Raw genomic sequence first — 20,407 nt, forward strand, 5'->3', positions numbered from 1 at the left:
GTGGGCGACAGCGAGACCGGCCCAGGTACGGGTGCCGATGGCATCCTAGCGCCGGCGCACACCGAGTGGCTTCGAAACGTCCTGACCGTCGCCGGTCCGATCGACGACGTCGCTGCGTTCGAGCTCAAGGCAAAGGGCCCGTCGGCAGTGCCGTGGCATCTCGATCTCGATCACGAGGAGCTGCGCCTGCTGGCGCCAATCGCCGCGGCCGGCCCGGCGGCACGTGGACTGGCGCGGGCGTTGCGGGCGCAGGTGGAGGCCCATCATCAGCGCGTGCTGGCGGCCGCGGATCAACCCGGCGGGGGCTGCCCGCTCGACCTGCACCGGCTGGTGCCGATCCCGGCCCGCATCCTGCAGCTGGGTGACGACGCGCCAGCCAGCCGCCTGTGGCTGTGGACGCACTGGGGCGCGCTGCAGCCGCTGCGGCATGTGCGCCGGCTGGACCCGGTCGCCGATCGCTGGCGCAAGCGCACGGTCCGGGTGGATTGGGAGTTCTGGTCGGCCGACTGGACGCCGTGGCGGGCCATCGTGCAGCTGCGGCAGGACTGGCCCAACCTAAGGTTTGACGTTCGACCAGACTATGGCGATGCCTCTGATGGCTGAGGATGAGGCCGACCTCCCGCCGGCACCCACCGACGTCATGAACGTCGACCCTGTTTGGGACAACTGGGAAACGCCGCCGCGTGTGCCGAGCATCCCGGAGCTGCATGTCGACGGCTTCGATGGACCGCTTGACCTGCTGCTGGATCTGGCCGAGCGACAGCAGATCGATCTTGGCCGCCTGTCCGCGCTGGAGCTGATCACCCAGTTCGTCGTGGCGATGCAGAGGTTGGCCGGGCGAGTGACCCTGGAACGACGCGCGGACTGGCTGGTGCTGGCAGCCCGGCTGCTGCTGCTGCGATCGCGACTGATGTTCCCAGCCAGCCCGGCCGAGGCCGCCACCGCCGAGCAGGATGCCGCCGCGGAAGAGCTGCGGCTCAGCGAGATGCTCCGCATCCGGGCTGCGGCGACCTGGCTGGAGGCAAGGCCGCAACTGGGACAAGAGGTGTTTGCCAGGCCACGGCAGAAACAGGAGGGCCGCACCGAGACCACGATGGCGCTGCTTGAGGCCTGCCTCGTGGTGCTGCGTGGTCCGCGCAGCCGTCCGGAGACGGCGCCGCTCTACAGGCCGGTGCTGATGCAGTTCTGGCGGGTGGATCAGGCGCTGGCGCGGATCCGCGAGCTGCTGGCGGCAGATCCGTTGGGCGGTGAGTTGGGGATCTTCCTGCCGGCACTGGAGCCAGAAACGGGGCAGGGGGGCAACCGGACGAAGCAGGCGCGCGGGGCGCTGGCGGGGACCTTCGTGGCGTGCCTGGAGATGGCCAAGCAGGGCGAGATCGATGCATATCAGGACGGCCTGTTCGACCCGATCCGGATCAGCCTGCCGCAGGCCGCATTCTAGAGTGCTCGCTTAGCTGATCTGTGGAAGCGCTTCGAGATTTTCTCCCGCGGGAGCGGCTGCTGAGGGGGCGACCGCTATCTCCGACGGAGCGTCGGCGCTCCACGGAGGGCGACAAGCGTGGACGTCGTTGCCGCATCCATCATGCGCGGCCGATATTACCTCGCCAGTAATTGAGAGCATGATGTGCACCGTTTAGATCGCTGCGCACAGTCCAGGCAGTTCTGGTGCTGAGAATACCCAAAGGCGCAGTCATGAAAGACTTCATTTTAAAGAGCATTGAAACTGCGCCGGTGGCATCCCGCCCTGCGCTGCAGCAGTTGCAGGCCGCCTTCGGGGGCACCCTGCCCAACATCGCACGTGCTATGTCGACCTCCTCCGTTCTCATCGACAGCCTCGTGGTGCTCTTCGGAAAAGTTCATGGCGGCAGCTTCTCCGAGCCTCAAATCCAGGTGGTCCTGCTGACGGACGCCGTGGCTAACGAGGCGAACTGGGCCGTCGCCTTCCACTCCTTCCTGGCTCTCCAGGCCGGCCTCGCTAATGAGGATGTAGAGGCCATCCGGAATGGCCGGGCGCCCGCTGAGGCGAAGCTTGGCGCCCTGTCCACCCTTGCCAGGACGCTGATCGAGAAGCGCGGTCACATCACAGAGGCTGAAGGCCAGGTCTTCCTCGCTCAAGGTTTCGGCCGGGATCACCTGCTCGAGGTCATCGCGATCGTCGCAGCCTCGACGATTACGAACTACACGGCCAATGTCACCGAGCCCCCACTCGAGCCGGAGTTCCAGCCCTACGCCTGGACCGCTCCGAGCGCCTGAACCCTCAACGTCGGGCGAATGCCTCATCGCATTCGCCCGACAGGATGATGATATCTCCATGTTGATTGAACCCCGTCGCAACGCGGTTACGGAACTCGGTTCGCTGCTTCGTCGCTGGCGATCGCTTCGCGGCAAAAGCCAGCTTGATCTGGCGCTGGAGGCTGGTCTCTCTCAACGCCATCTCAGCTTCATTGAGAGTGGCCGGAGTATGCCAGGCCGACAGAAGGTCATCGACCTAGCCGAAGCGCTCGACGTCCCGTTGCGCGATCGAAACACCCTCCTGCTCGCAGCCGGGTACGCTCCGGTCTACCCTGAGGGTGACTGGGACGCGCCGGAGATGCGCAGCATCACACGCGCGGTCAATCGGATGCTCCGCCAGCAGGAACCATATCCGGCGATCCTGATGGACCGGTACTGGAACTTGCTGGCGACCAACGAAGCCGCGCCGAACTTCTTCAGCCAGTTCGTTGACATCCGGGCGCGGAAAGGGCCGCGTAACGTTCTGCACCTGATGTTCGACCCGGCCGGCATGCGCCCATTCATCCGCGATTGGGACCGGGTCGAGCGGGCTCTGATCGCGCGCGTGTATCGCGAGGCTGTCGGCCGCCTCGTCGACGAGCGCACGCGCGATCTCCTGGACGCTCTCAGGGCCTACCGGGGAGCTGGCGATGAGAGCACAGGCTCGGGCGAGCTTCTCCCGATGATACCGTTGAGCTTCGAGAAGGAGGGTATGATCCTCAACTACTTCTCGATCATCTCGACTATCGGCACGCCCACGACGGTCGCCGCGCAGGAGCTGCGCGTGGAGTGCATGTTTCCGGTCGACGAAGCGACTGAGAAGCAGCATGTCGCGTTACTCAACCGAAGGACCAAACCCTAAGAACCTACCCAGAAGCCCACGTCGCGCGACGTGCGGGAATGCTCGATTGCAAGGTGCCGCAGGTCGCCGACCAAGCCCATGTTGACGTTCGAAGGCCGTGCATCCGGCCAAGAGCATCCATGTGCGTGTCGCTGGCCCGTGTTAGCTTTTTGGCGTGCACCCGCAACGAGGTACGCCATTGATAGACTGGAGTCGCTTCGGATTTTGACGCGGACTATGCGATCGCCGGCTGCAAGTTCCGCACTGGGCTTCTCGCCTCCAGTGCGGTGGCAAGATGCAGAATGGTGGACTCCGCATGCCACGCGGCGACGAGCTGCACCCCGATCGGCAAGCCCTCTAAGCTGGTGCAAAACCGGATAGACAGCCCGGGTAGACCGGTGACGTTCAGCGGCGTCGTGGCACCCATCACCTGCAAGGCTGACACCGTCTGACCGTCAATCATCAGCTCCGAAAGGTCGTGCCGGTGTGCAGGCAACGGCAGCGTCGGCGTCAGCAAGGCGTCGAAACGGCTGAAGTAATCGGCGAAGCCGTCACACATCCGCTCCGCACTCTGGGTGGCGTCGATGAAGGCGTCCATTGGCGTTTCGCTGGAAGCGAGCATGCCTTTGGCGATCTTGAAGAGGTTGCTGTCCGGATGTCCCGCTGTGGCCTCGATAAGGCCGGCTTCATCTCGTTGAGGTGGAGCTTCAGGAAGATGTCGAGGGCGTTGTCGCGTTCCAGGGCCGGGATGTGCACGGCTTCGGGTTCTGTCGCAAGTTTTCCGCTACTGATGTTTGGTATAGGATCTAGGGCCCAATTCAGGCTGGGCGGACGATGGCGATTGAGTTCAAGGGCAGTCACTTCGAGCGTGACGTGATCCTGTGGAGGGTGCGCTGGTAAGTGGCGTATCCGCTCAGCTACCGCCAGATCGAAGAGATGATGCAGGAGCGCGGTGTGGAGGTCGATCACTCGACCTTGCATCGCTGGGTTCTCAGATATGTGCCGCTGTTGGAGAAGGCGTTCCTTGGACGCAAGCGCCCGGTGGGTGACAGCTGGCGGATGGACGAGACCTACGTGCGGATCAAGGGAGCCTGGAAGTATCTATATCGTGCGGTCGACACGGCCGGCGCCACGGTGGACTTCCTTTTGACCGCTAAGCGCGACCGTAAGGCGGCGCTGCGCTTCCTGTGCAAGGCCGCCAGCCGGCATGGGATCCCCCGCACGATCACCATCGACAAGAGCGGTTCCAACATCGCGGCGATCGACAGCTACAACGCCGAGCATGACGCTGGGATCAAGACCCGCCAAGTCAAATACCTCAACAACATCGTTGAACAGGACCATCGGGCGGTCAAACGGATGACCAGGCCGATGCTCGGCTTCAAGCGTTTCTGGTCGGTAGCAGTCACCCTCGCCGGCATCGAGATCATGCATATGATCCGCAAGGGCCAGTTGCGCTCCACAGGAAAGTTGCGTCCAGCACAGCAGTTTTATTCCCTCGCAGGATAATCCACTCCGCAGTTCCGGCGCCTACCTCATCCACCGTCAAAGTTTGCGACAGAACCCCCAGAGCGGTAGCGCGGCGGATGGCAGAACTGGATGCCGTTGTCGGTCAGAACGGTGTGGATGCGATACGGAACGGCATCGATCAAGGCATCCAAAAACGCCACTGCGCTTCGTCGGTCTGCTGTCTGCGCTAGATGCGCGATAGCGAACTTCAAGGTCCGGTCGATGGCAACGAACAGATACAGCTTGCCCTCGCCGGTACGCACCTCGGCAATATCGACGTGGAAAAAGCCGATCGGGTAGATCTTGAACATCCGCTTGCCGGGTTTGTCGCCCTCAAGTATCCGCCCGGCGAGTGACGTCTTGCTGGAATAAGCGGATGCCGATCTGCTTAGCCTCATGGTGAACACAGCAGATGAGGCTGCCACAGTGGCAGCCACTCAGGCAGCTTCGATGCATCGGATCGAGATCGTCAGCGATCGACGTCGGGCCCATGATCCAGCGTTTCGCGCGCATGTGGTTGCGAACTCCTACGTACCCGGCACCCGGATACGAGAACTGGCGGCCAGACACGGGATCTACACAAGCCTTGTCTACCGGTGGCGCCGCGAGCGGGTGGTAGCCGCGGTAGTAAAGACACGATCCGCGTTGCGGCTTGTTCCGGTTCAACTCGTTGACGAGCTGCGTGCTGCCGGGAAACAACCCGACCAATCACGCCCACTACCGCCGCCGACACCGAAAGCAGCGGCAAAGCCTGCATTGATCGAGATCGAGTTTCCGGGCGGCCGCACACCGCTATTACCAGCACGTATAGCCACCATCGACGGTCAGCACGCTCCCTGTACAGTAGCTCGCCGCATCACTCGCCAGAAACAGGACGGCTGACGCAATCTCACGAGGATCCGCAAAACGTTTCATAGGCGTCATGTCAATGTTCATCTCGTGGATCTGCCGATCGTCGCGGATCCCTTGCGTCTGGTCCGTCATGGTATAGCCGGGTGCCACCGCATTCACGCGGACATTGTGCTCGGCCCACTCGACGGCCAGCGCCTTGGTTATCTGATGCACCCCAGCCTTGCTCGCCATGTAATGGGCAGCGAGGAACGAACGATTGATGATTATACCCGACATCGAGCCGATATTGACAATCGAGCCGGCGCCACACTGGATCATGTGCCGCCCGAATGCTCGCGAGCACCAAAAGACCGAGTTCGTGTTTATCTCGATCATACGACGCCACTCGTCATCGGAGATGTCGAGAGACCTGTTCAGGCAACCGACACCAGCGTTGTTGACGAGAATGTCCACGCGTCCCAACCGATCGATGACACGCCCAGCAACACTGTTGGCAGCTGCGGAGTCGGTAACATCCAAAGGTATCGAGATGGCCTCGATGCCTTCCTGCGCCAGAAGGCTGGCGGCGGCTTCGCTGCTGTCGACCCGGAGGTCGGAAATGACGACCCGCGCACCGGCCTGACCGAGCGCGCGGGCGATCTCTAGGCCGATGCCGCGTCCGCTTCCCGTCACGAATGCGACCTTACCGTCGAGCTTGAAGCGATTAAGGATCACACAGCTCTCCTTGTTGTCGCCGTGACCACTTTCTGGCTCTGGCGATCGTTGAATCTACCATGAATTCAGCGCCGGTCGTTCAGGTGAAAATCCTTACAACTTTCTTCCCCTCCGGCTTCTTTACATTTGCAAGGTTCGCTTCCATATGTCAAGAAGGTTCGCCGGTGCCGCGGTGGGATCGGCAAGTCGAACGGCATCCTTAAAGTAAGCGACAAGGTGTTTGTGAGGGACGGTGGACAGGAGATACGATCGTAAAATCAATCGCATCCGGCGCGGTGATTACGAAGTGGGCGACTTCATTATCGCTGACGCCAAGGACGCGGACCTATCCGGTGGGGTCGTCGTCACCGGTCCCACGAGAGACGCGCTTGGTGCCAGGACAGGATGGCGGTCCCGGCCCCAATTCCTGCAGGCGATTGAGCGTATCGTCGCAGATGATGTCATCGATATCATGCTGCTATCGACGTCTAATCTGCAGCAGCTTGATCGGTCCGGAGCGTTCGACGGGTCCGACGTGCAGCCCGCGTATCGAGCTAACGACCCGAGCGATGTCTGGGGCGGGATCCGCGGTGCTACTTATTGCGCATCGGCCTCAAGTCCATACCAATCAGCCGACCTGTCCCTGACAGACAGTCTTAAAACGCTCGCACTTTTTTCGATTACATTTAACAACTCATTGCACGACGACCTGCGGTCGCTGGAGGCATTCGCGGCATTCCGCAGCGGTGCGCGCGCCAGTGGACAGCGTTACTTCCTGGAAGTATTCAATCCGAACATCGAATGTGGCATCGCGCCCAACGACATTTCGGCCTATGTCAATGATTGCATCCTGCGCACCCTGGCCGGACTGAGATCGGAAGAACGTCCTGAGTTCCTCAAGATCGTTTTCAACGGCGCAAGGGCGCTGGATGAGCTTGTCCACCATGACCCGTCGCTCATCGTCGGCATCCTCGGCGGCGGCGCCGGCACCTCCCGTGACGCATTCGAACTCGTAGCGCAAGGCGAACGATATGGTGCACGTGTAGCGCTGTTCGGTCGCAAGATCAACTTCGCCGAGGATGAGGTTCTTTTCATTGGATTCCTCCGTAAGGTCGCCGACCGCGTGATGACGCCGGTCGATGCCGTCAAGGGTTACCACGACGCTCTCCGGCACTGCGGCAGACAAGCCGATCGCTCGCTCGATGACGATCTGGTGCTGTCGTCAGGCCCTCTGCGCCAGGCGGCAAACCAATAGACCGGGACTGCGATCCGTGATGACTGATTCGAAATTGTGGCTAGACCAGGAAGGCGGACGAAGCAATGCTTAAGAAGGCGATCAACGATCCCGAAGACATTGTCGACGAAGTGATCCAAGGCATCGTCTTTGCTTCGCACGGTCGAGTGAGAAGCGAGCCCAAGTCACGCGTGATCTTGCGGATGGAACTCGACGAAGGCCGGCCGATGCTGCTGATCGGCGGCGGAAGCGGGCACGAGCCGATGTACGCGCAGTTCGTGGGACCTGGCTATGCCGACGCCGTGGCGGTCGGCAACGTATTCGCCGCACCTACTCCGAATACCATCCTGGCGGGGATGCGGGCGATTGATCGCGGCCAGGGCGTGTTACTAGCCTATGCGAACTTCGCCGGTGACAACATGAACTTCGACGTAGCCGCAGAGATGGCGGAAGATCTCGGCATAAGGACTATGACCGTCCGCGCGATGGACGACATCGCGCTACCCGTTTCGGCAGGGCGTCGTGGCATGGCCGGAATCTTCTTTCTCGTCAAGATCGCGGGCGCCGCCTGTGCCTCGGGGCGTGACCTTGACGCGGCCTGCGCCATCACCACAAGGGCGCGCAACGAGACGAGGTCTCTTAGCGTCGCCTTTCGGCCAGGCTCGCTGCCTGAGACCGGCGAGCCGACATTTTCGATCGCCGATGATGAGATTGAGATCGGCGCAGGCGGACATGGTGAGAGAGGCATTGAGACCCGCAAGGTCATGCCGGCCGACAAGCTGGTCGAACTCATGCTTGAACGCCTGATTGACGACTTCGCCCTGTCGCGCGGCCATCGGGTCGCCCTTCTCGTTAACGATTCCGGTGCGACGACGATGATGGAGCTGCTCATCGTCAACCGGCGTGTTCACGAAGTTCTAGAAGGTATTGGCGTCACGGTCGTCGACACCTGGATCGGCCCCTATGTCACCACGCAGGAGATGGCTGGTTTCTCAATCGCTATGCTCCGCCTCGACGACGAAATCGAACACCTACTTGCAGTAGCTTGCAAGAATGAAACCTTCTTGAGGCCATGATATGACCGGCTTGAGCTTGCAAGACCTGCGCATTGCCCTCATAGCAGCCGCACAGACCGTCATCGACAGCCAGGACATGCTGACGAAGGCCGATCAGGCGATCGGCGACGGCGACCACGGACTGGGAATGGCGCGCGGCTTTAAGGCGTTCCGCGACGTCCTGGAGATCAACTCCTACCCGGACGTGCCGGCGATGCTGAAGGCAGCCGGGCAGGCGATCATGATGACGAGCGGGGGCGCGTCAGGCGTGATTTTCGGCACGCTGTTCATGGGTGCCGCGAAACCGGTCACCGGAACCGTCCTCGACGGTAAAGGTTTGGCCGCGGCCCTGGTAAGCGGCCTCGAAGCTGTGAGGGCGCGTGGAAAGGCGAACGTTGGAGACAAGACTATGGTCGATGCGCTCGCCCCGGCTGCCGGGGCAGCGCTCGTCGCCTCCGAGCGCACCAGCGTCTTCGCCGAAGTGGCCTACAGCGCAGCAGCAGCCGCCGAAGCGGGACTGGAGGCGACGAAAGCCATGGTCGCGACAACGGGGAAGGCCAAGGGTTTGGGGGAGCGAGCGATCGGCTTCATCGACCCGGGCGCTTTGACCCTGTCCTTATTCCTGCGGTCTTTCGCGTGTGCGGCAGCTGGATCGGGCAGCGTCGCACCATAATGATGGCGATGCATGGCAATCCACCTGGGAGGTGGGCGTGCTTACGTCTCTGCGTCCTTGGCCAGGAGGCTTGTCGCAGCGGCATGGTCGATGACCAGACGGTTGATCGAGCCGCCCCTGAGCGCAGCCAGGGTCGGGACCACCTTCTCCAAACCGCAGACAACCAGCAGGATATCGGCGATCTCCTTCAACTCGATCAGCGTGATTCCGATCATTCGATCATCGAGAATGCCGAGGACCGGTTGGCCGGCAGCGTTCATGAACCGCATGGCCATGCTGCCGACAGCGCCTCTCGCGCGGTAATCGCCGATGGCCTGTGTTGATGACACGCCAAGCGTGTATGCGGCCATCGATAGATCACACGGGCTCAGGGACAGAACCGCCTTGTTGCATTGCCTCAGTTCCGCGAGCTGCTGCTGGATGATTGGCTCTCGTTTCAGGGCAGTCGCAAGATCAGCGTTGCTGCAGATGGCTGGTGCGACCAATGTCACACAATGGCCCGATAGCTTGCGGGCGATCTCGAGAGTACAGGCCTCGGCCGACTGAACGACCGGGTTGGCCAGCGATCCGATCAACTGTCGGACAACCACGTTTTCGACCGTATGGACCGGCATGAACTTGGACACCAGAGAAACCGTTTCACCGCATGAAACGCCGAGCTGATCGCCTGGACGGAGGCTGTCGGCCAACACGTAGCCTGCTGCCGTGCACACCGCCTTCAACAGGTCTCCACCCGCCAGATCGGGCTCGTCGACAATATGGACGTCCGTGAGCTTGAAGCGCGTCCTCAACTTGCTCGACAACTGGTGAACCTTGAAATGTCCGGGCTGCAGACGGATCTCAAACAGCCGGCGTTCCTTCGCCTGTTTCAGGTAGGAAAGAACCGTAGGACGCGAGACCGACAACTTCTTGGCGATCTCACCCTGGCTGAGGTCATCGATGTAGTACATCCAGATGACCTCGGAAAGCTGCCGGTCACTGATCTCCTTACCTCTGAGCATGATCATCCTCTCGTGAACGTTCTCTAACTTCGATTGTCCGGCGATCGGTCCGCCGGAGTAGTGACTTGATATGGCATATCAGATTGCACGGCTCGACCACCAACCACAGGGTTTAAGACACAAGGTTCGAGTCTTTACACTTGTAAGTCCGCCGTGCGTATGTAAACTCACACGGTATGCATTCGCATGGCGTGAGCACAACTGACGCCCGCCGATCGGCGGATCCAGGCTCATGTAAGCATGTAGACGTCATCGACTTGCCTGAAGCCCTCTGGGAGTAAAATCATGGTTGATCATCGTGACATGAAATATGTCGAGGTGCTCGGCTCGAAGATCGCCTATGTTGATACCGGTGGTCATCATAAAAAGCCAGTCGTCCTGTTCCAGCACGGCAATCCGACGTCGTCTTATTTATGGCGCGATGTAATTCCGCACGTCGCGCCGCACGCGCGCTGCATAGCCGCCGATTTGATCGGATTCGGCTATTCGGACAAACCGGATATCGCCTATCGCGTAGAGGATCACGCACGCTACTTCGAGTCGTTTATCGAAGCGCTCTCCATCGAAGACGTCGTGTTGGTTCTGCACGATTGGGGTTCGGCGCTGGGGCTGGACTGGGCGCGGCGGCACGAAAAGCGTGTCCGAGGCCTCGTGTTGATGGAGTTCATCCCGCCGATCCCGACCTGGGGAGACATGCTCCCGAAGGTCGCCCAGGCTTTCCGCTGCTTCCGAGACCCGGTGCAGGGTCGCAAGATGGTCGTCGACGAGAACGGCTTCGTCGAGCAGACGCTGCCCGGAGATGTCGTCGGCGGCCTGTCCGAGGAAGTCATGGAGGTCTATCGAGCACCATTTCTCGATCCCGCCCATCGCGAACCAGTCTATCGCTTTCCCAACGAGTTGCCGATCGCGGGTCTACCCGTCGACGTCTGGGCGATGGCGACCGCCTATCATAACTGGCTGCTCGGTAACGATGTGTCGAAACTGTTTTTCTGGGTTGAGCCGGGCGCGCTTATCCCGGCCGAGCGTGGTGCTTGGTATGCGGAGCATCTCCGCAATTGCCGCTCGGTCGCTCTCGGTGCCGGCGAGCACTTTCTCCAGGAGAACCACGCCGATATTATCGGACAGGAGATCACACAGTGGCTTCTGACGCTCCGCTAAAACTAATCGCCGCGATAGTGTTCGACAGAGTCGATGCGAATGGCCCTGATTAGGGAAAGACGAGTGGATAGCAGTGCAATCATTCACGTTTCATACCGTTCAGGCAATTCACGTAGCACCGGGACTGGCTGCGAAGCTTCCCGCCAAACTGGCGTTGTCGCTCGGCAGCCGAGTGCTCGTCGTGACCGACGCGTCGATCCGTCGGCTCGGGCTGCTCGACCCATTTATCGCCTGCCTCTCGGCTGCCGGGGCTGATTTCGCGGTCTTCGACGGCGTCTTCGCCGATCCGCCGGAGGATAACATCCATGCGGCCGTCGCGCTGGCGGTGGACTTTCCGGCGACAGGTATCGTCGGCTTTGGCGGGGGCTCGGCGATGGATGTCGCCAAGGTCGTGGCGCTGATCGCCGGGAGCGGTCAGACGCTCGATCAGGTCTACGGAATGCATGTGGCTACCGGGCCTCGGCTTCCCCTAATGCTCGTCCCTACAACGGCCGGCACCGGCTCGGAGGTGACGCCGATCGCGATCATCACCGCCGATGGCGTCAAAAAGGGCGTGATCTCCCAGCACCTGCTTCCCGACATCGCGATTCTGGACGCGGAGCTGACGATCGGACTGCCGCCAGCGGTGACCGCGATGACTGGCCTCGACGCAATGGTCCATGCAATTGAGGCCTTCGCCTCGGCATCGCCCAACAGGAACCCGGTTTCGCAGGGTCTGGCGAGACAAGCGCTGCGCCTCCTGGGCACCAATTTGCGTCGCGTCGTCGCGGACGGAACCCTGATCGATGCCCGTGCCTCGATGCTTCTCGGGTCGTTGCTGGCCGGGCAGGCGTTCGCGAACTCTCCGGTCGCGGCCGTGCACGCACTATCCTATCCGATCGGCGGACAGTTCCACATCCCGCACGGTCTCTCGAACGCGCTCGTCCTACCGCATGTTCTGCGGTTTAATCTACCGAACGCGACCGAGGACTATGCCGCGATCGCGGCCGACGCTTTTCCCGACCTCGCCACCGTGCCGCACGCCGAGCGGGGTCTGGCGCTGATCGAGGCGCTGGTCGCCCTCATAGGAGACGTCGGGCTTCCCACGACGCTCGAAGCTGTCGGGATCCCGGAAGGAAGCCTCGAAAGCATGGCCGACGAAGCCATGCAACAGACCCGTCTGCTCGTGAACAATCCCCGTCCCGTCACGCGCGAGGACGCCCTGCGGATCTACCGTGCAGCGTACAGTTGATCGCCCGAGACACTTCCGAAACGCAACACTGGAGAACAACCGTCATGTCGACCGCCACTACCGAAAAGCTAGCCCGTATCTTCGACGGCCCCTATTATCTCAGCATTGCCGGCAAGCTGGTCGAAGCGAAGTATAGCTTCGACGTCTTCAACCCCGCAACGGGTGAGATTCTGGCGAAGGCGCCCGCAGCAAGCCCGGCACAGCTCGACGAGGCAATCGCTGCGGCCAAGACCGCGTTCAAGAGCTGGTCGACTCTCGGCTATGACGAGCGTGAGACGTATCTGAACGCTTATGCGGATGCCCTTGAAAAGAGCCGCGACGAGTTAGCCCGTCTTCTGACCGCGGAACAGGGCAAGCCGCTTAAGACCGGAGCCGAGCCGGAAATCGATCAATCGATCTCCTACATCCGCCAGATCGCGGCGCGGCGCGTTCCGATCGAGATCGTAGAGGAGACCGATACGCATTGTGTCGAGCTGCACCATCCGCCGCTGGGCGTAGTCGGTGCGATAACGCCATGGAATTTCCCGGTCGTGCTGGCCCTGTGGAAGGTGGCGCCGGCGCTGATCACCGGCAACACCATCGTCATAAAGCCGTCGCCGTTCACGCCGCTCTCGACGCTGCGCTTCGGCGAGATCGCTCAGGGCGTGCTGCCGCCCGGCGTGCTTTCTGTCGTTTCGGGTGGGAATGAGCTGGGCACACAAATGACGGCTCACCCTGACCTCGCGAAGATCAGCTTCACCGGCTCGACCGCGACGGGTAAGGAGGTGATCCGCTCGACCGCCGACACGGTCAAGCGTCTGACCCTGGAGATGGGCGGGAACGACGCGGCGATCGTACTGCCCGATGCTGACTGGAAATCGATCATTCCGCAGCTGTTTTGGGGAGCGGTCGGCAATTCGGGACAGTGGTGTGTCGGCATCAAGCGCCTCTACGTCCACCGCTCCGTGCACGAGGAGTTCGTTGCGGCGTTCGTCGACTATGCAAAGCAACAGAAGATGGGCGACGGCCTCGATCCGGATGTCACGATCGGTCCCGTGCAAAACAAGATGCAGTTCGAAAAGGTCAAGACCCTCCTCGACGACATCAAGGCCAACGGTCAGAAGATTGCCCTCGGCGGCGAGATCGACGAGCGCCGTCCGGGCTACTTCATTCCCGTCACGGTGATCGACAACCCACCCGAGGCTGCCAGGATCGTGCAGGAAGAGCAGTTCGCCCCGATCGTACCGATTGTCATGTATGATGACGTCGAGGATGCCATAGGCCGTGCCAACGACACTCCTTTTGGGCTCGGAGGCTCGGTCTGGGGCCGCGACACCCGCGCGGCGGTGGCCGTCGCCAACAGGCTGGAGACGGGCATGGTATGGGTTAACGAGATCCACACCCAGGGCGTGGACATCCCCTTCGGCGGCCACAAGCAATCCGGGCTCGGAACCGAGCATGGCAGGGAGGGGCGCCTGCTTTTTACCAATGCAAAGACCGTGCTGGTCCACAAGTAGCCAAGCAAGATGGTGCGCGGACGCCCAATCGGTTGAAGCAAGGTGCAAGGGGAGTTGCCGGAAATGGATATTCTGCAAACGCTCAGGACTGACGGCTGGCTGAGGGAAGACAACGCGATCGGAGGAGCGTGGCTAGGTGCCGACAGCGGTGAGAGCCACGAGGTCGCCAACCCGGCGACCGGACAGGTGGTCGGCACGATCGCCTGGTCCGGCGCTGCCGAGACTAGGGCGGCGATCGACGCGGCCCAGGGCGCCTTCGCAACTTGGTCCACTACCACGGCCGAAGAGCGGGCCGGCGCGTTGTCTCAAATGGCGACCATCATCCGAAGCAATGCCGATCTGCTGGCGTCTATGCTCACGATCGAGCAGGGCAAACCGCTTGCCGAGGCACGCGGCGAAATTCTTCTCGGCGCCAACTACGTCCAATGGTTCGCTGAGGAGGCCCGCCGAGTCAACGGCGAGATCATTCCCTCTCCTTGGAAAGGACGCCAAATCCTGGTCACGCGTGAGCCGGTCGGGGTCGTTGCCGCAATCTCGCCATGGAACTTTCCGTTCCTGATGCTTTCGCGAAAGATCGCGCCGGCGTTGGCGGCCGGATGCACCGTGGTCGTAAAGCCGGCGGATCTGACGCCGTTCTGTGGCCTCCTGTGGGCAGTTCTTGCTGAGAAGTCTGGCGTCCCGGCCGGCGTCGTCAACGTGGTGACCGGGGATGCGGCGACGATCGGGGGCGAGATGACCGCAAATCCCCTGGTCCGTAAGCTCACTTTTACCGGCTCGACCCGTGTCGGAAAGCTGTTATACCAGCAGTCGGCCGCGACGATGAAGAAGCTGTCAATGGAATTGGGCGGGAATGCCCCCTTCATCGTGTTTGACGATGCCGATCTAGATCGCGCGGTCGATGGCGCGATTGCTGCCAAGTATCGCAACTCCGGCCAGACCTGCGTCTGCGTAAACCGCTTCTACGTACAGCACGGGATCCACGACGCTTTCGCGGCGCGCTTGGCCGAGCGTGTGCGCACGCTCAAGGTCGGCGATGGGTTCGAGACCGGGGTCCAGCAGGGACCGCTCATCAACGAGGCCACTGTCCGGAAGGTCGCAATCCATGTCGAGGACGCCGTGGCGAAGGGAGGTAAGGTCCTGGTGGGGGGCAAGCGTCACGAGCTGGGGGGCACCTTTTACGAGCCGACCGTCATCACAGATGCATCCAACGATATGTTAGTCGCTCGTGAAGAGACCTTCGGGCCGCTCTCGGCACTGTTCCGCTTCCGTGACGAGCAAGAGGCTATTGATGCGGCCAACGCGACCGAATATGGTCTGGCTGCCTATTTCTACACCACAAATCTTGCACGCGCGTTCCGCGTCGCGCGAGTGCTCCAGACTGGCATGATCGGCATCAATGATGGCCTTATCACGACCGAGGTAGCACCCTTCGGCGGCATCAAGGATAGCGGGATTGGCCGTGAGGGATCTAGCAACGGTATCACGGAGTATCTCAACCTTAAATATCTTAGTGTAGGTGGCCTGTAGACGCGTCTCGACAAGCCGTGGACGAGCACACCCACATGTCAAGTCAGGTCCGGGATACGTGCGAAACTCGTCATAGATCTATGCGCACCGGCAGGCGGTGGCTATGTTGCATAGCGTGCGACTTTCTGGTCTGTTTTAACGCCAATGACGCCCAATGCCTCGCTGCTAATGCGGCCGTTGAAGCGCTCCACCATGGCATTGGTTTGTGGCGTTCGCGGCTTGGTATGGCGATAGTGCGCGCCTAGGCTCGCGCATACCTTTGCGAAGGCCGGCGTGAAGCTGCTGCCGTTATCGGTCAGGACGTGGGTGAGCGAAAAGGGAAAAGCAGTGGCCGCTTCGCGGAGGAAGGCGATGGCGCCCTTTTCGGTTTCGTTATCCTTGACGGCTAGATTAACCGAGGGTGAGCATCGATCGATAGCCACATAGAGATACCGTTTGTGTCTTTCGGCATATTCGTCTGAAGCTTTGGCAGATGCTCAATGTCAATATGCACGAAGCCAAGGTCGTATTCGGGACGTTCCATAGCCTTTGGTGGGCTGTTCAGATGAGGGCTTAGGTCTGCGATTGAGAGCGGCCGCCTTGAGGATACGCCAGATACTGTCGCGATTGAGGTGTGGCAGGAAGTGGCAGACGACGAAAGTCAGATCATCCAGAGGAAAGTTGGTATCACGTCGCATGGTGCAGACGATTGCACGCTCTTCATCAGTCGCCTTCCAGGGAAGTCGGTGCGGGCGCGTCGAGTGATCGAGGCAGTCAGCGGCACCTCGCTTGCGCCACTTGCGTATCGTTTCGGCGCTGATGCCGTAGCGCCTGGCCACAGTGCTACTCGGCTCCGTGGATCGGGCGATCTCAATACGGGTGGCGGGTGTGGTACAGGCTTGCGGATGGATCTGCGGCATGCGTCACCTGTGTCCGGTTACAGCGGCAAGGCGGTTAAACCTGTAGGCATAGTCCTGCATCGCCAACCCTACCGGATCCCAACAATATTCCGCAACCAAACAACTTAGCACTATAGTTGCATTCTGCGTTTACTGTAGTGCTAGTCGGAGCGGTTTAATTCGGATGAACCCTTCGCGGGGCCGGACAAGGCGGGCCGAAGCGTCGCAGCTGCCAAGTCCAGGAAGGCCCGAGTTTTCAGTGGCAGGTTCGCGTGGCCTGCATGGAGCAGGTTCACCGGTAGTGGCGCGGCTTCAAATTCCTTCAGCACGACCCGTAGCGCGCCCGCCCTTACGGCCAGGGCGACTTGGTAGGAGGCTACTTGTGTCAGGCCCACACCGGCAACAGCGGCATCGATGGCCGCCTCGGCCGTGTTAACCGACAGCCGGGGGCATATCGGTACGTCTATACTCATTCCCGACCCAGGACTGACGAAGCTCCATACCGACGGCCTGTCCAGGCAGTCGAACGTGATGCAACCAATCCGCTGCAGGTCGCCAGGAGTGCGAACTTTGTCCGCCCGAGCGAGGTAGCCTGGGCTGCCGCACACCACCCGGCCGACCATACCCACACGTACAGCCAACAGAGCGCTATCGGCCAGCACCCCAATCCGAACGGCGACATCGACACCATCGTCGATCAGGTCGGCGTTGCGGTCTGTAAGCATGAGTCGCACCCGTACATCCGGAAAGGCCGCGAGATATTCGTGCACCACCGGCAGCACGTGCATACGGCCGAGCATGATTGGGGCCGACACTACTAGTTCCCCCCGGACGGCCGCGTGCTCGCCCGCCGCAGTGCGACCAGCGGCCAGCACGTCGTCGAGGATTCCCCGGGCGGCTGAGAGGTAGGCCGTGCCCACCGGGGTCAGCGCCAGCTTTCGGGTCGAGCGGACCAGCAGGGGCGTGCCAAGATGGGCTTCAAGCTCCGACAATTTGCGGCTGATTGTCGGCAGCGATAGGCCCAGCCGCTTCCCCGCTGCAGAGAGGCTTCTCGCCTCAGCAGTCGCGACAAAGGCCGACATCGCGTCCAGGAGGTCCAATATATTGTTCCAATCTTTAAAACATTCATTTGCAGTATTGCGTAATTGTCCTGAACAACGGAAGGGGCCACTCTTTTCAATACCTTTTGCGCAAAGGACGCCTCATGCCACGTATCGCACTTCCTGCTCCCTACACCATCCCGGAGGCGTCCCGCCCGATCCTGGACGCGATTGGCAAGCAGCTCGGGTTCGTGCCCAACATGTTCCATACAGCCTCGATCAGTCCGGCCGTCCTGGTGGCCATGACGGGGTTTTCGGCGGCGCTGTCTAGGACACTCGACGTGAAGACGCGCGAGCGGATTGCCCTTGCGATATCTGCGGCGAACAAATGTGGCTATTGCCTCGCGGCGCACACCTACGTGGGTGTCAATATGGCGAAGCTGACGGTAGAAGAGATAATGCTGAACCGTCAGGGCGGCTCCTCAGACTCGAAGGCTGATGCGGCCGTGCGCTTCGCCGTGGCGGTTGCTGAGAGCCGAGGGCGAGTGGGTGATGCCGAGATTGCGGCGGTGAACGCAGCAGGATTCAGTGAGGCACAGGTGCTGGAGATCGTCGCCGTTGTGGCCCTGAGCCTCTTGAATAACCTGGTTAACAACGTGGCCCGCCCCGAGATCGACTTCCCCTTCCAGGGCGCGAAGGCAGCCGCCGCCTGAACGGGCCTGCTGCCAAGGATACCATCAGGGAGACGGACGATGACCTTGCAATTCGATAACCCGGCCGCCATCGCCCCGCCGCAGGGCGCTTACAGCCATTCGGTAGAGGTGCCTCCCGGGGCTGGGCTGATCTTTTTGTCGGGCCAAGTGCCGACCGGACTGGATGGAAAGGCGCCAGTTACCCTCGCGGAGCAGGCGGATCTGGTGTTCGCGAACATTGTCGCCGTTCTAGCGGCAAAGAGCATCGGACCAGATGCCATTATCAAACTCACCACGTTTCTGATTGAGCCCGATACTGGACGTTCCGTGCCGCAGGCCCGTGCAAAGCATTTCGCCACTCATCGGCCGGCATCCACTATCATGTACGTCAAGGGCCTCATGAACCCCGCGTGGAAGATTGAGGTCGAAGTGATCGCCATGGCTCGCCCGGCCGCACAGGCCCACAACACCATTAAGGACAAACCATGAGTGGAAAGACGCGCATCGCCCACGTAGCGGGACTGCGAGCTGCGATCCAGAACAAGCCACCACTCGTGACGTCCAACAAGGCACGGGCGAAGCGGGGTCTCCCGCCGCAGCTGAACGCGGAGGGGAGCGCAGCGCCCTTCGACGCGCTGCGCACCCAGCGCCTGGCAGCCCCGGCCACGATCTATGTTGAGCAATTTTTCGGACCATCCCCTGGAGGACGGGGGTCCGGTAGATGCCGTAATGAGCTTGCACCGTGGCTGACATCCGGAGCGGGTCTCTTCCAAAATGGTGGCACAACACGGACCTGAGCAGCTCGGGTCCGTCCATCAGGAGGGCGGTCATGGAACATCATGGTTGGATCGACGTATCACTGGAGTTGAGCAGCCTGTGCGTGCTGGATGTGACCGGAAAGGTCGTTCGAGAAGCGAAAGTCGCAAGTGAACCGGAGGCACTGGTCGCGTTCCTGCGCAGCCTCGGGGTTACCACCGTCCGCGTTGGCTTTGAGGCAGGACCGTTGTCGCAGTGGCTGTATGACGGGCTTCAGGCGGCGGGCTTCGAGACGATCCTGCTCGAGACGCGTCACGTCAAAGCGGCACTATCGGCGATGGCAATTAAGACCGACCGCCGTGACGCCTGTGAGATTGCGCAACTCCTACGCATGAGATGGTATCGTCCGGTGCATCGTAAATCGGTCCCGTCCCAGCACGTCCGGGTACTCCTCGCTGCGCGCAAGCAGATGCAACCCTTGCGTGGGCTGCTACGCGGCTTCGGCCTCAAGGTTGGCAAGGTGAGCCGCGGCCGATTGGCGATCCGCATCCGGGAGCTGGTCAGCGGCCACACGATGCTGGAACGGATTGCTAAGCCGATGCTGACAGCGCGGGAGACGCTCTGGCGCGAGTTCGCCAAGTTGCACCGCGAGGTCCTGGCGATCGTCAAGGAGGACAGGGTCTGTTGGCAGCTGATGACGGTGCCAAGTGTCGGTGCCCTAGTGTCGCTGACCTATCGCGCTGGCGTCGATGACCCGGCACGATTTGCCAAATCGAATCGGTCGGCGCCTTCTGCGGCTTGACGCCCAAGCGCTACTAATCCGGCGAGATGGACGCCACTGGCGCCGTCACGAAAGTCGGCGACGCCAGCGTGAAAACAGCGTTGCACGACGTAGCCAACGCATTGCTGACGCGAGCGACCAGATTCAGCACGTTCAAGCGCTGGGCGCTCGACGTCGCCAAGCGGCGGGGCATGCGGAGGGCGAAGGTGGCGCTGGCACGCAAGCTCGCCACCGTGCTGCATCGGATCTGGGCGGACGGGACGGAGTTCGTCTGGGGCAAGGACCCAGCCGCGGCAGCAGCCGCATAACGCCAAGGAGGCAGACAGTTCGGAGCAGGGCCAACGAGGCTCAGCTCCCACGATGTCCAGTCGCCGGGACGCGGAGATGGTGAAGCAGGTTCCGCTGCAGTGACTGGGAGAGATCCTGAGACTACGCCCGGTAGATTGCTCCGCCACTCCCTCTGACAGCATGAAGTGGCGGTCTCGCGCCGACCACGGACAGAAGCACGAAACCGGCGACTGGACCCACTTAAGGGTTGACGACCAAAGGCCCATTACAGAATCAGCGGAACCGAAAGTGCAGTTAAGACCAGCTCTGCTCCAAATGGGTCTAGACCCCGCGAGGGGCGAGGTTCCGGAAGCCTGAATCGAGCCTAATGGGACAGCTGCGAAAGCGCTCTGAGCACACGAGTTGCGTAGGCCCATCAAGTCCAAAATCAC

18 protein-coding genes and 4 pseudogenes are annotated in these 20,407 nt (G+C 61.4%); 16 read left to right on the forward strand and 6 right to left on the reverse strand.

Annotated features, from left to right (window positions below; all coding sequences use genetic code 11):
• The 4 genes from HN018_RS27525 to HN018_RS27540 all read left to right on the forward strand — a co-directional run bounded on the left by HN018_RS27525 (nt 1) and on the right by HN018_RS27540 (nt 3,133).
• Nucleotides 1–603: a hypothetical protein gene (locus HN018_RS27525; RefSeq protein ID WP_171836849.1), complete on the forward strand. Its 603-nt coding sequence runs from the start codon at nt 1–3 to the stop codon at nt 601–603.
• On the forward strand, nt 596–1,441 hold the full coding sequence (locus HN018_RS27530; protein WP_171836850.1) for a segregation/condensation protein A: 846 nt from the start codon (nt 596–598) through the stop codon (nt 1,439–1,441). The genes HN018_RS27525 and HN018_RS27530 overlap by 8 nt, the downstream gene beginning before the upstream one ends.
• Nucleotides 1,442–1,692: 251 nt before the next feature.
• Nucleotides 1,693–2,253: a carboxymuconolactone decarboxylase family protein gene (locus tag HN018_RS27535; protein WP_171836851.1), complete on the forward strand. Its 561-nt coding sequence runs from the start codon at nt 1,693–1,695 to the stop codon at nt 2,251–2,253.
• Between the two features lie 58 nt (nt 2,254–2,311).
• Nucleotides 2,312–3,133 carry a helix-turn-helix domain-containing protein gene (locus HN018_RS27540; RefSeq protein ID WP_171836852.1) on the forward strand — a complete coding sequence of 274 codons (822 nt, stop codon included), beginning with the start codon at nt 2,312–2,314 and terminating at the stop codon, nt 3,131–3,133.
• Nucleotides 3,134–3,347: 214 nt separating this feature from the next.
• Here HN018_RS27540 and HN018_RS27545 read toward each other — a convergent pair whose 3' ends face one another.
• Nucleotides 3,348–3,734, reverse strand: a complete 387-nt coding sequence (locus HN018_RS27545) for an amidase family protein (RefSeq protein WP_239479481.1) — start codon at nt 3,732–3,734, stop codon at nt 3,348–3,350.
• Between the two features lie 212 nt (nt 3,735–3,946).
• Between HN018_RS27545 and HN018_RS27550 the strand changes: the two are divergent.
• A pseudogene (locus HN018_RS27550) lies at nt 3,947–4,621 on the forward strand (IS6 family transposase).
• Between the two features lie 77 nt (nt 4,622–4,698).
• Here the strand turns inward: HN018_RS27550 and HN018_RS27555 are convergent.
• Nucleotides 4,699–4,959, reverse strand: a pseudogene (locus tag HN018_RS27555) (DDE-type integrase/transposase/recombinase); the annotation flags it as partial.
• A 112-nt stretch (nt 4,960–5,071) separates the two neighbouring features.
• Between HN018_RS27555 and HN018_RS27560 the strand changes: the two are divergent.
• The gene (locus HN018_RS27560; RefSeq protein ID WP_171836854.1) at nt 5,072–5,503 is read left to right on the forward strand and encodes a transposase; all 432 of its coding nucleotides are present in this window, start codon (nt 5,072–5,074) and stop codon (nt 5,501–5,503) included.
• On the opposite strand, the gene HN018_RS27565 is transcribed toward HN018_RS27560, so the two are convergent.
• On the reverse strand, nt 5,417–6,187 hold the full coding sequence (locus tag HN018_RS27565; protein ID WP_171836855.1) for an SDR family NAD(P)-dependent oxidoreductase: 771 nt from the start codon (nt 6,185–6,187) through the stop codon (nt 5,417–5,419). The two genes, HN018_RS27560 and HN018_RS27565, sit on opposite strands and share 87 nt — an antisense overlap.
• Nucleotides 6,188–6,419: 232 nt before the next feature.
• Between HN018_RS27565 and HN018_RS27570 the strand changes: the two genes are divergently transcribed.
• The 3 genes from HN018_RS27570 to dhaL all read left to right on the forward strand — a co-directional run bounded on the left by HN018_RS27570 (nt 6,420) and on the right by dhaL (nt 9,128).
• The gene (locus tag HN018_RS27570) at nt 6,420–7,421 is read left to right on the forward strand and encodes a hypothetical protein (RefSeq protein ID WP_171836856.1); all 1,002 of its coding nucleotides are present in this window, start codon (nt 6,420–6,422) and stop codon (nt 7,419–7,421) included.
• Between the two features lie 65 nt (nt 7,422–7,486).
• Complete coding sequence (locus HN018_RS27575) at nt 7,487–8,476, forward strand: dihydroxyacetone kinase subunit DhaK (protein WP_171836857.1); 990 nt, start codon at nt 7,487–7,489, stop codon at nt 8,474–8,476.
• Between the two features lie 10 nt (nt 8,477–8,486).
• Nucleotides 8,487–9,128, forward strand: a complete 642-nt coding sequence (gene dhaL / locus HN018_RS27580; protein ID WP_408886858.1) for a dihydroxyacetone kinase subunit DhaL — start codon at nt 8,487–8,489, stop codon at nt 9,126–9,128.
• A gap of 41 nt (nt 9,129–9,169) precedes the next feature.
• Here the strand turns inward: dhaL and HN018_RS27585 are convergent, their stop codons facing one another.
• Nucleotides 9,170–10,135 carry a sugar-binding transcriptional regulator gene (locus HN018_RS27585; protein ID WP_172443616.1) on the reverse strand — a complete coding sequence of 322 codons (966 nt, stop codon included), beginning with the start codon at nt 10,133–10,135 and terminating at the stop codon, nt 9,170–9,172.
• A gap of 279 nt (nt 10,136–10,414) precedes the next feature.
• Here HN018_RS27585 and HN018_RS27590 point away from each other — a divergent pair, with 279 nt between their 5' ends.
• From HN018_RS27590 to HN018_RS27605, 4 genes are all read left to right on the forward strand, one after another.
• Nucleotides 10,415–11,287, forward strand: a complete 873-nt coding sequence (locus HN018_RS27590) for a haloalkane dehalogenase (RefSeq protein ID WP_171836860.1) — start codon at nt 10,415–10,417, stop codon at nt 11,285–11,287.
• A 73-nt stretch (nt 11,288–11,360) separates the two neighbouring features.
• Nucleotides 11,361–12,518: an iron-containing alcohol dehydrogenase gene (locus tag HN018_RS27595; protein ID WP_171836861.1), complete on the forward strand. Its 1,158-nt coding sequence runs from the start codon at nt 11,361–11,363 to the stop codon at nt 12,516–12,518.
• Nucleotides 12,519–12,562: 44 nt separating this feature from the next.
• Nucleotides 12,563–14,014, forward strand: a complete 1,452-nt coding sequence (locus HN018_RS27600; protein ID WP_171836862.1) for an aldehyde dehydrogenase family protein — start codon at nt 12,563–12,565, stop codon at nt 14,012–14,014.
• Nucleotides 14,015–14,077: 63 nt separating this feature from the next.
• Nucleotides 14,078–15,541 (forward strand): NAD-dependent succinate-semialdehyde dehydrogenase, encoded by a 1,464-nt coding sequence (locus HN018_RS27605; protein ID WP_171836863.1) that lies wholly within the window; start codon nt 14,078–14,080, stop codon nt 15,539–15,541.
• Between the two features lie 146 nt (nt 15,542–15,687).
• Here HN018_RS27605 and HN018_RS28995 read toward each other — a convergent pair.
• Nucleotides 15,688–16,440 (reverse strand): annotated as a pseudogene (locus tag HN018_RS28995) (DDE-type integrase/transposase/recombinase); the annotation flags it as partial.
• A gap of 140 nt (nt 16,441–16,580) precedes the next feature.
• The gene (locus tag HN018_RS27615) at nt 16,581–17,519 is read right to left on the reverse strand and encodes a LysR family transcriptional regulator (RefSeq protein ID WP_171836866.1); all 939 of its coding nucleotides are present in this window, start codon (nt 17,517–17,519) and stop codon (nt 16,581–16,583) included.
• A gap of 104 nt (nt 17,520–17,623) precedes the next feature.
• Here HN018_RS27615 and HN018_RS27620 point away from each other — a divergent pair, with 104 nt between their 5' ends.
• The 3 genes and pseudogenes from HN018_RS27620 (at nt 17,624) to HN018_RS27630 (ending at nt 19,996) form a co-directional block, all read left to right on the forward strand.
• A complete protein-coding gene (locus tag HN018_RS27620) occupies nt 17,624–18,172 on the forward strand; it encodes a carboxymuconolactone decarboxylase family protein (protein WP_171836867.1) in 549 nt (182 codons plus the stop codon).
• A 39-nt stretch (nt 18,173–18,211) separates the two neighbouring features.
• Nucleotides 18,212–18,640 carry a RidA family protein gene (locus HN018_RS27625; RefSeq protein WP_171836868.1) on the forward strand — a complete coding sequence of 143 codons (429 nt, stop codon included), beginning with the start codon at nt 18,212–18,214 and terminating at the stop codon, nt 18,638–18,640.
• Between the two features lie 340 nt (nt 18,641–18,980).
• Nucleotides 18,981–19,996, forward strand: a pseudogene (locus tag HN018_RS27630) (IS110 family RNA-guided transposase).
• Nucleotides 19,997–20,407: the final 411 nt, after the last annotated feature.

Origin of the sequence: Lichenicola cladoniae (assembly GCF_013201075.1) — a bacterium.
Lineage (GTDB): Bacteria > Pseudomonadota > Alphaproteobacteria > Acetobacterales > Acetobacteraceae > Lichenicola > Lichenicola cladoniae.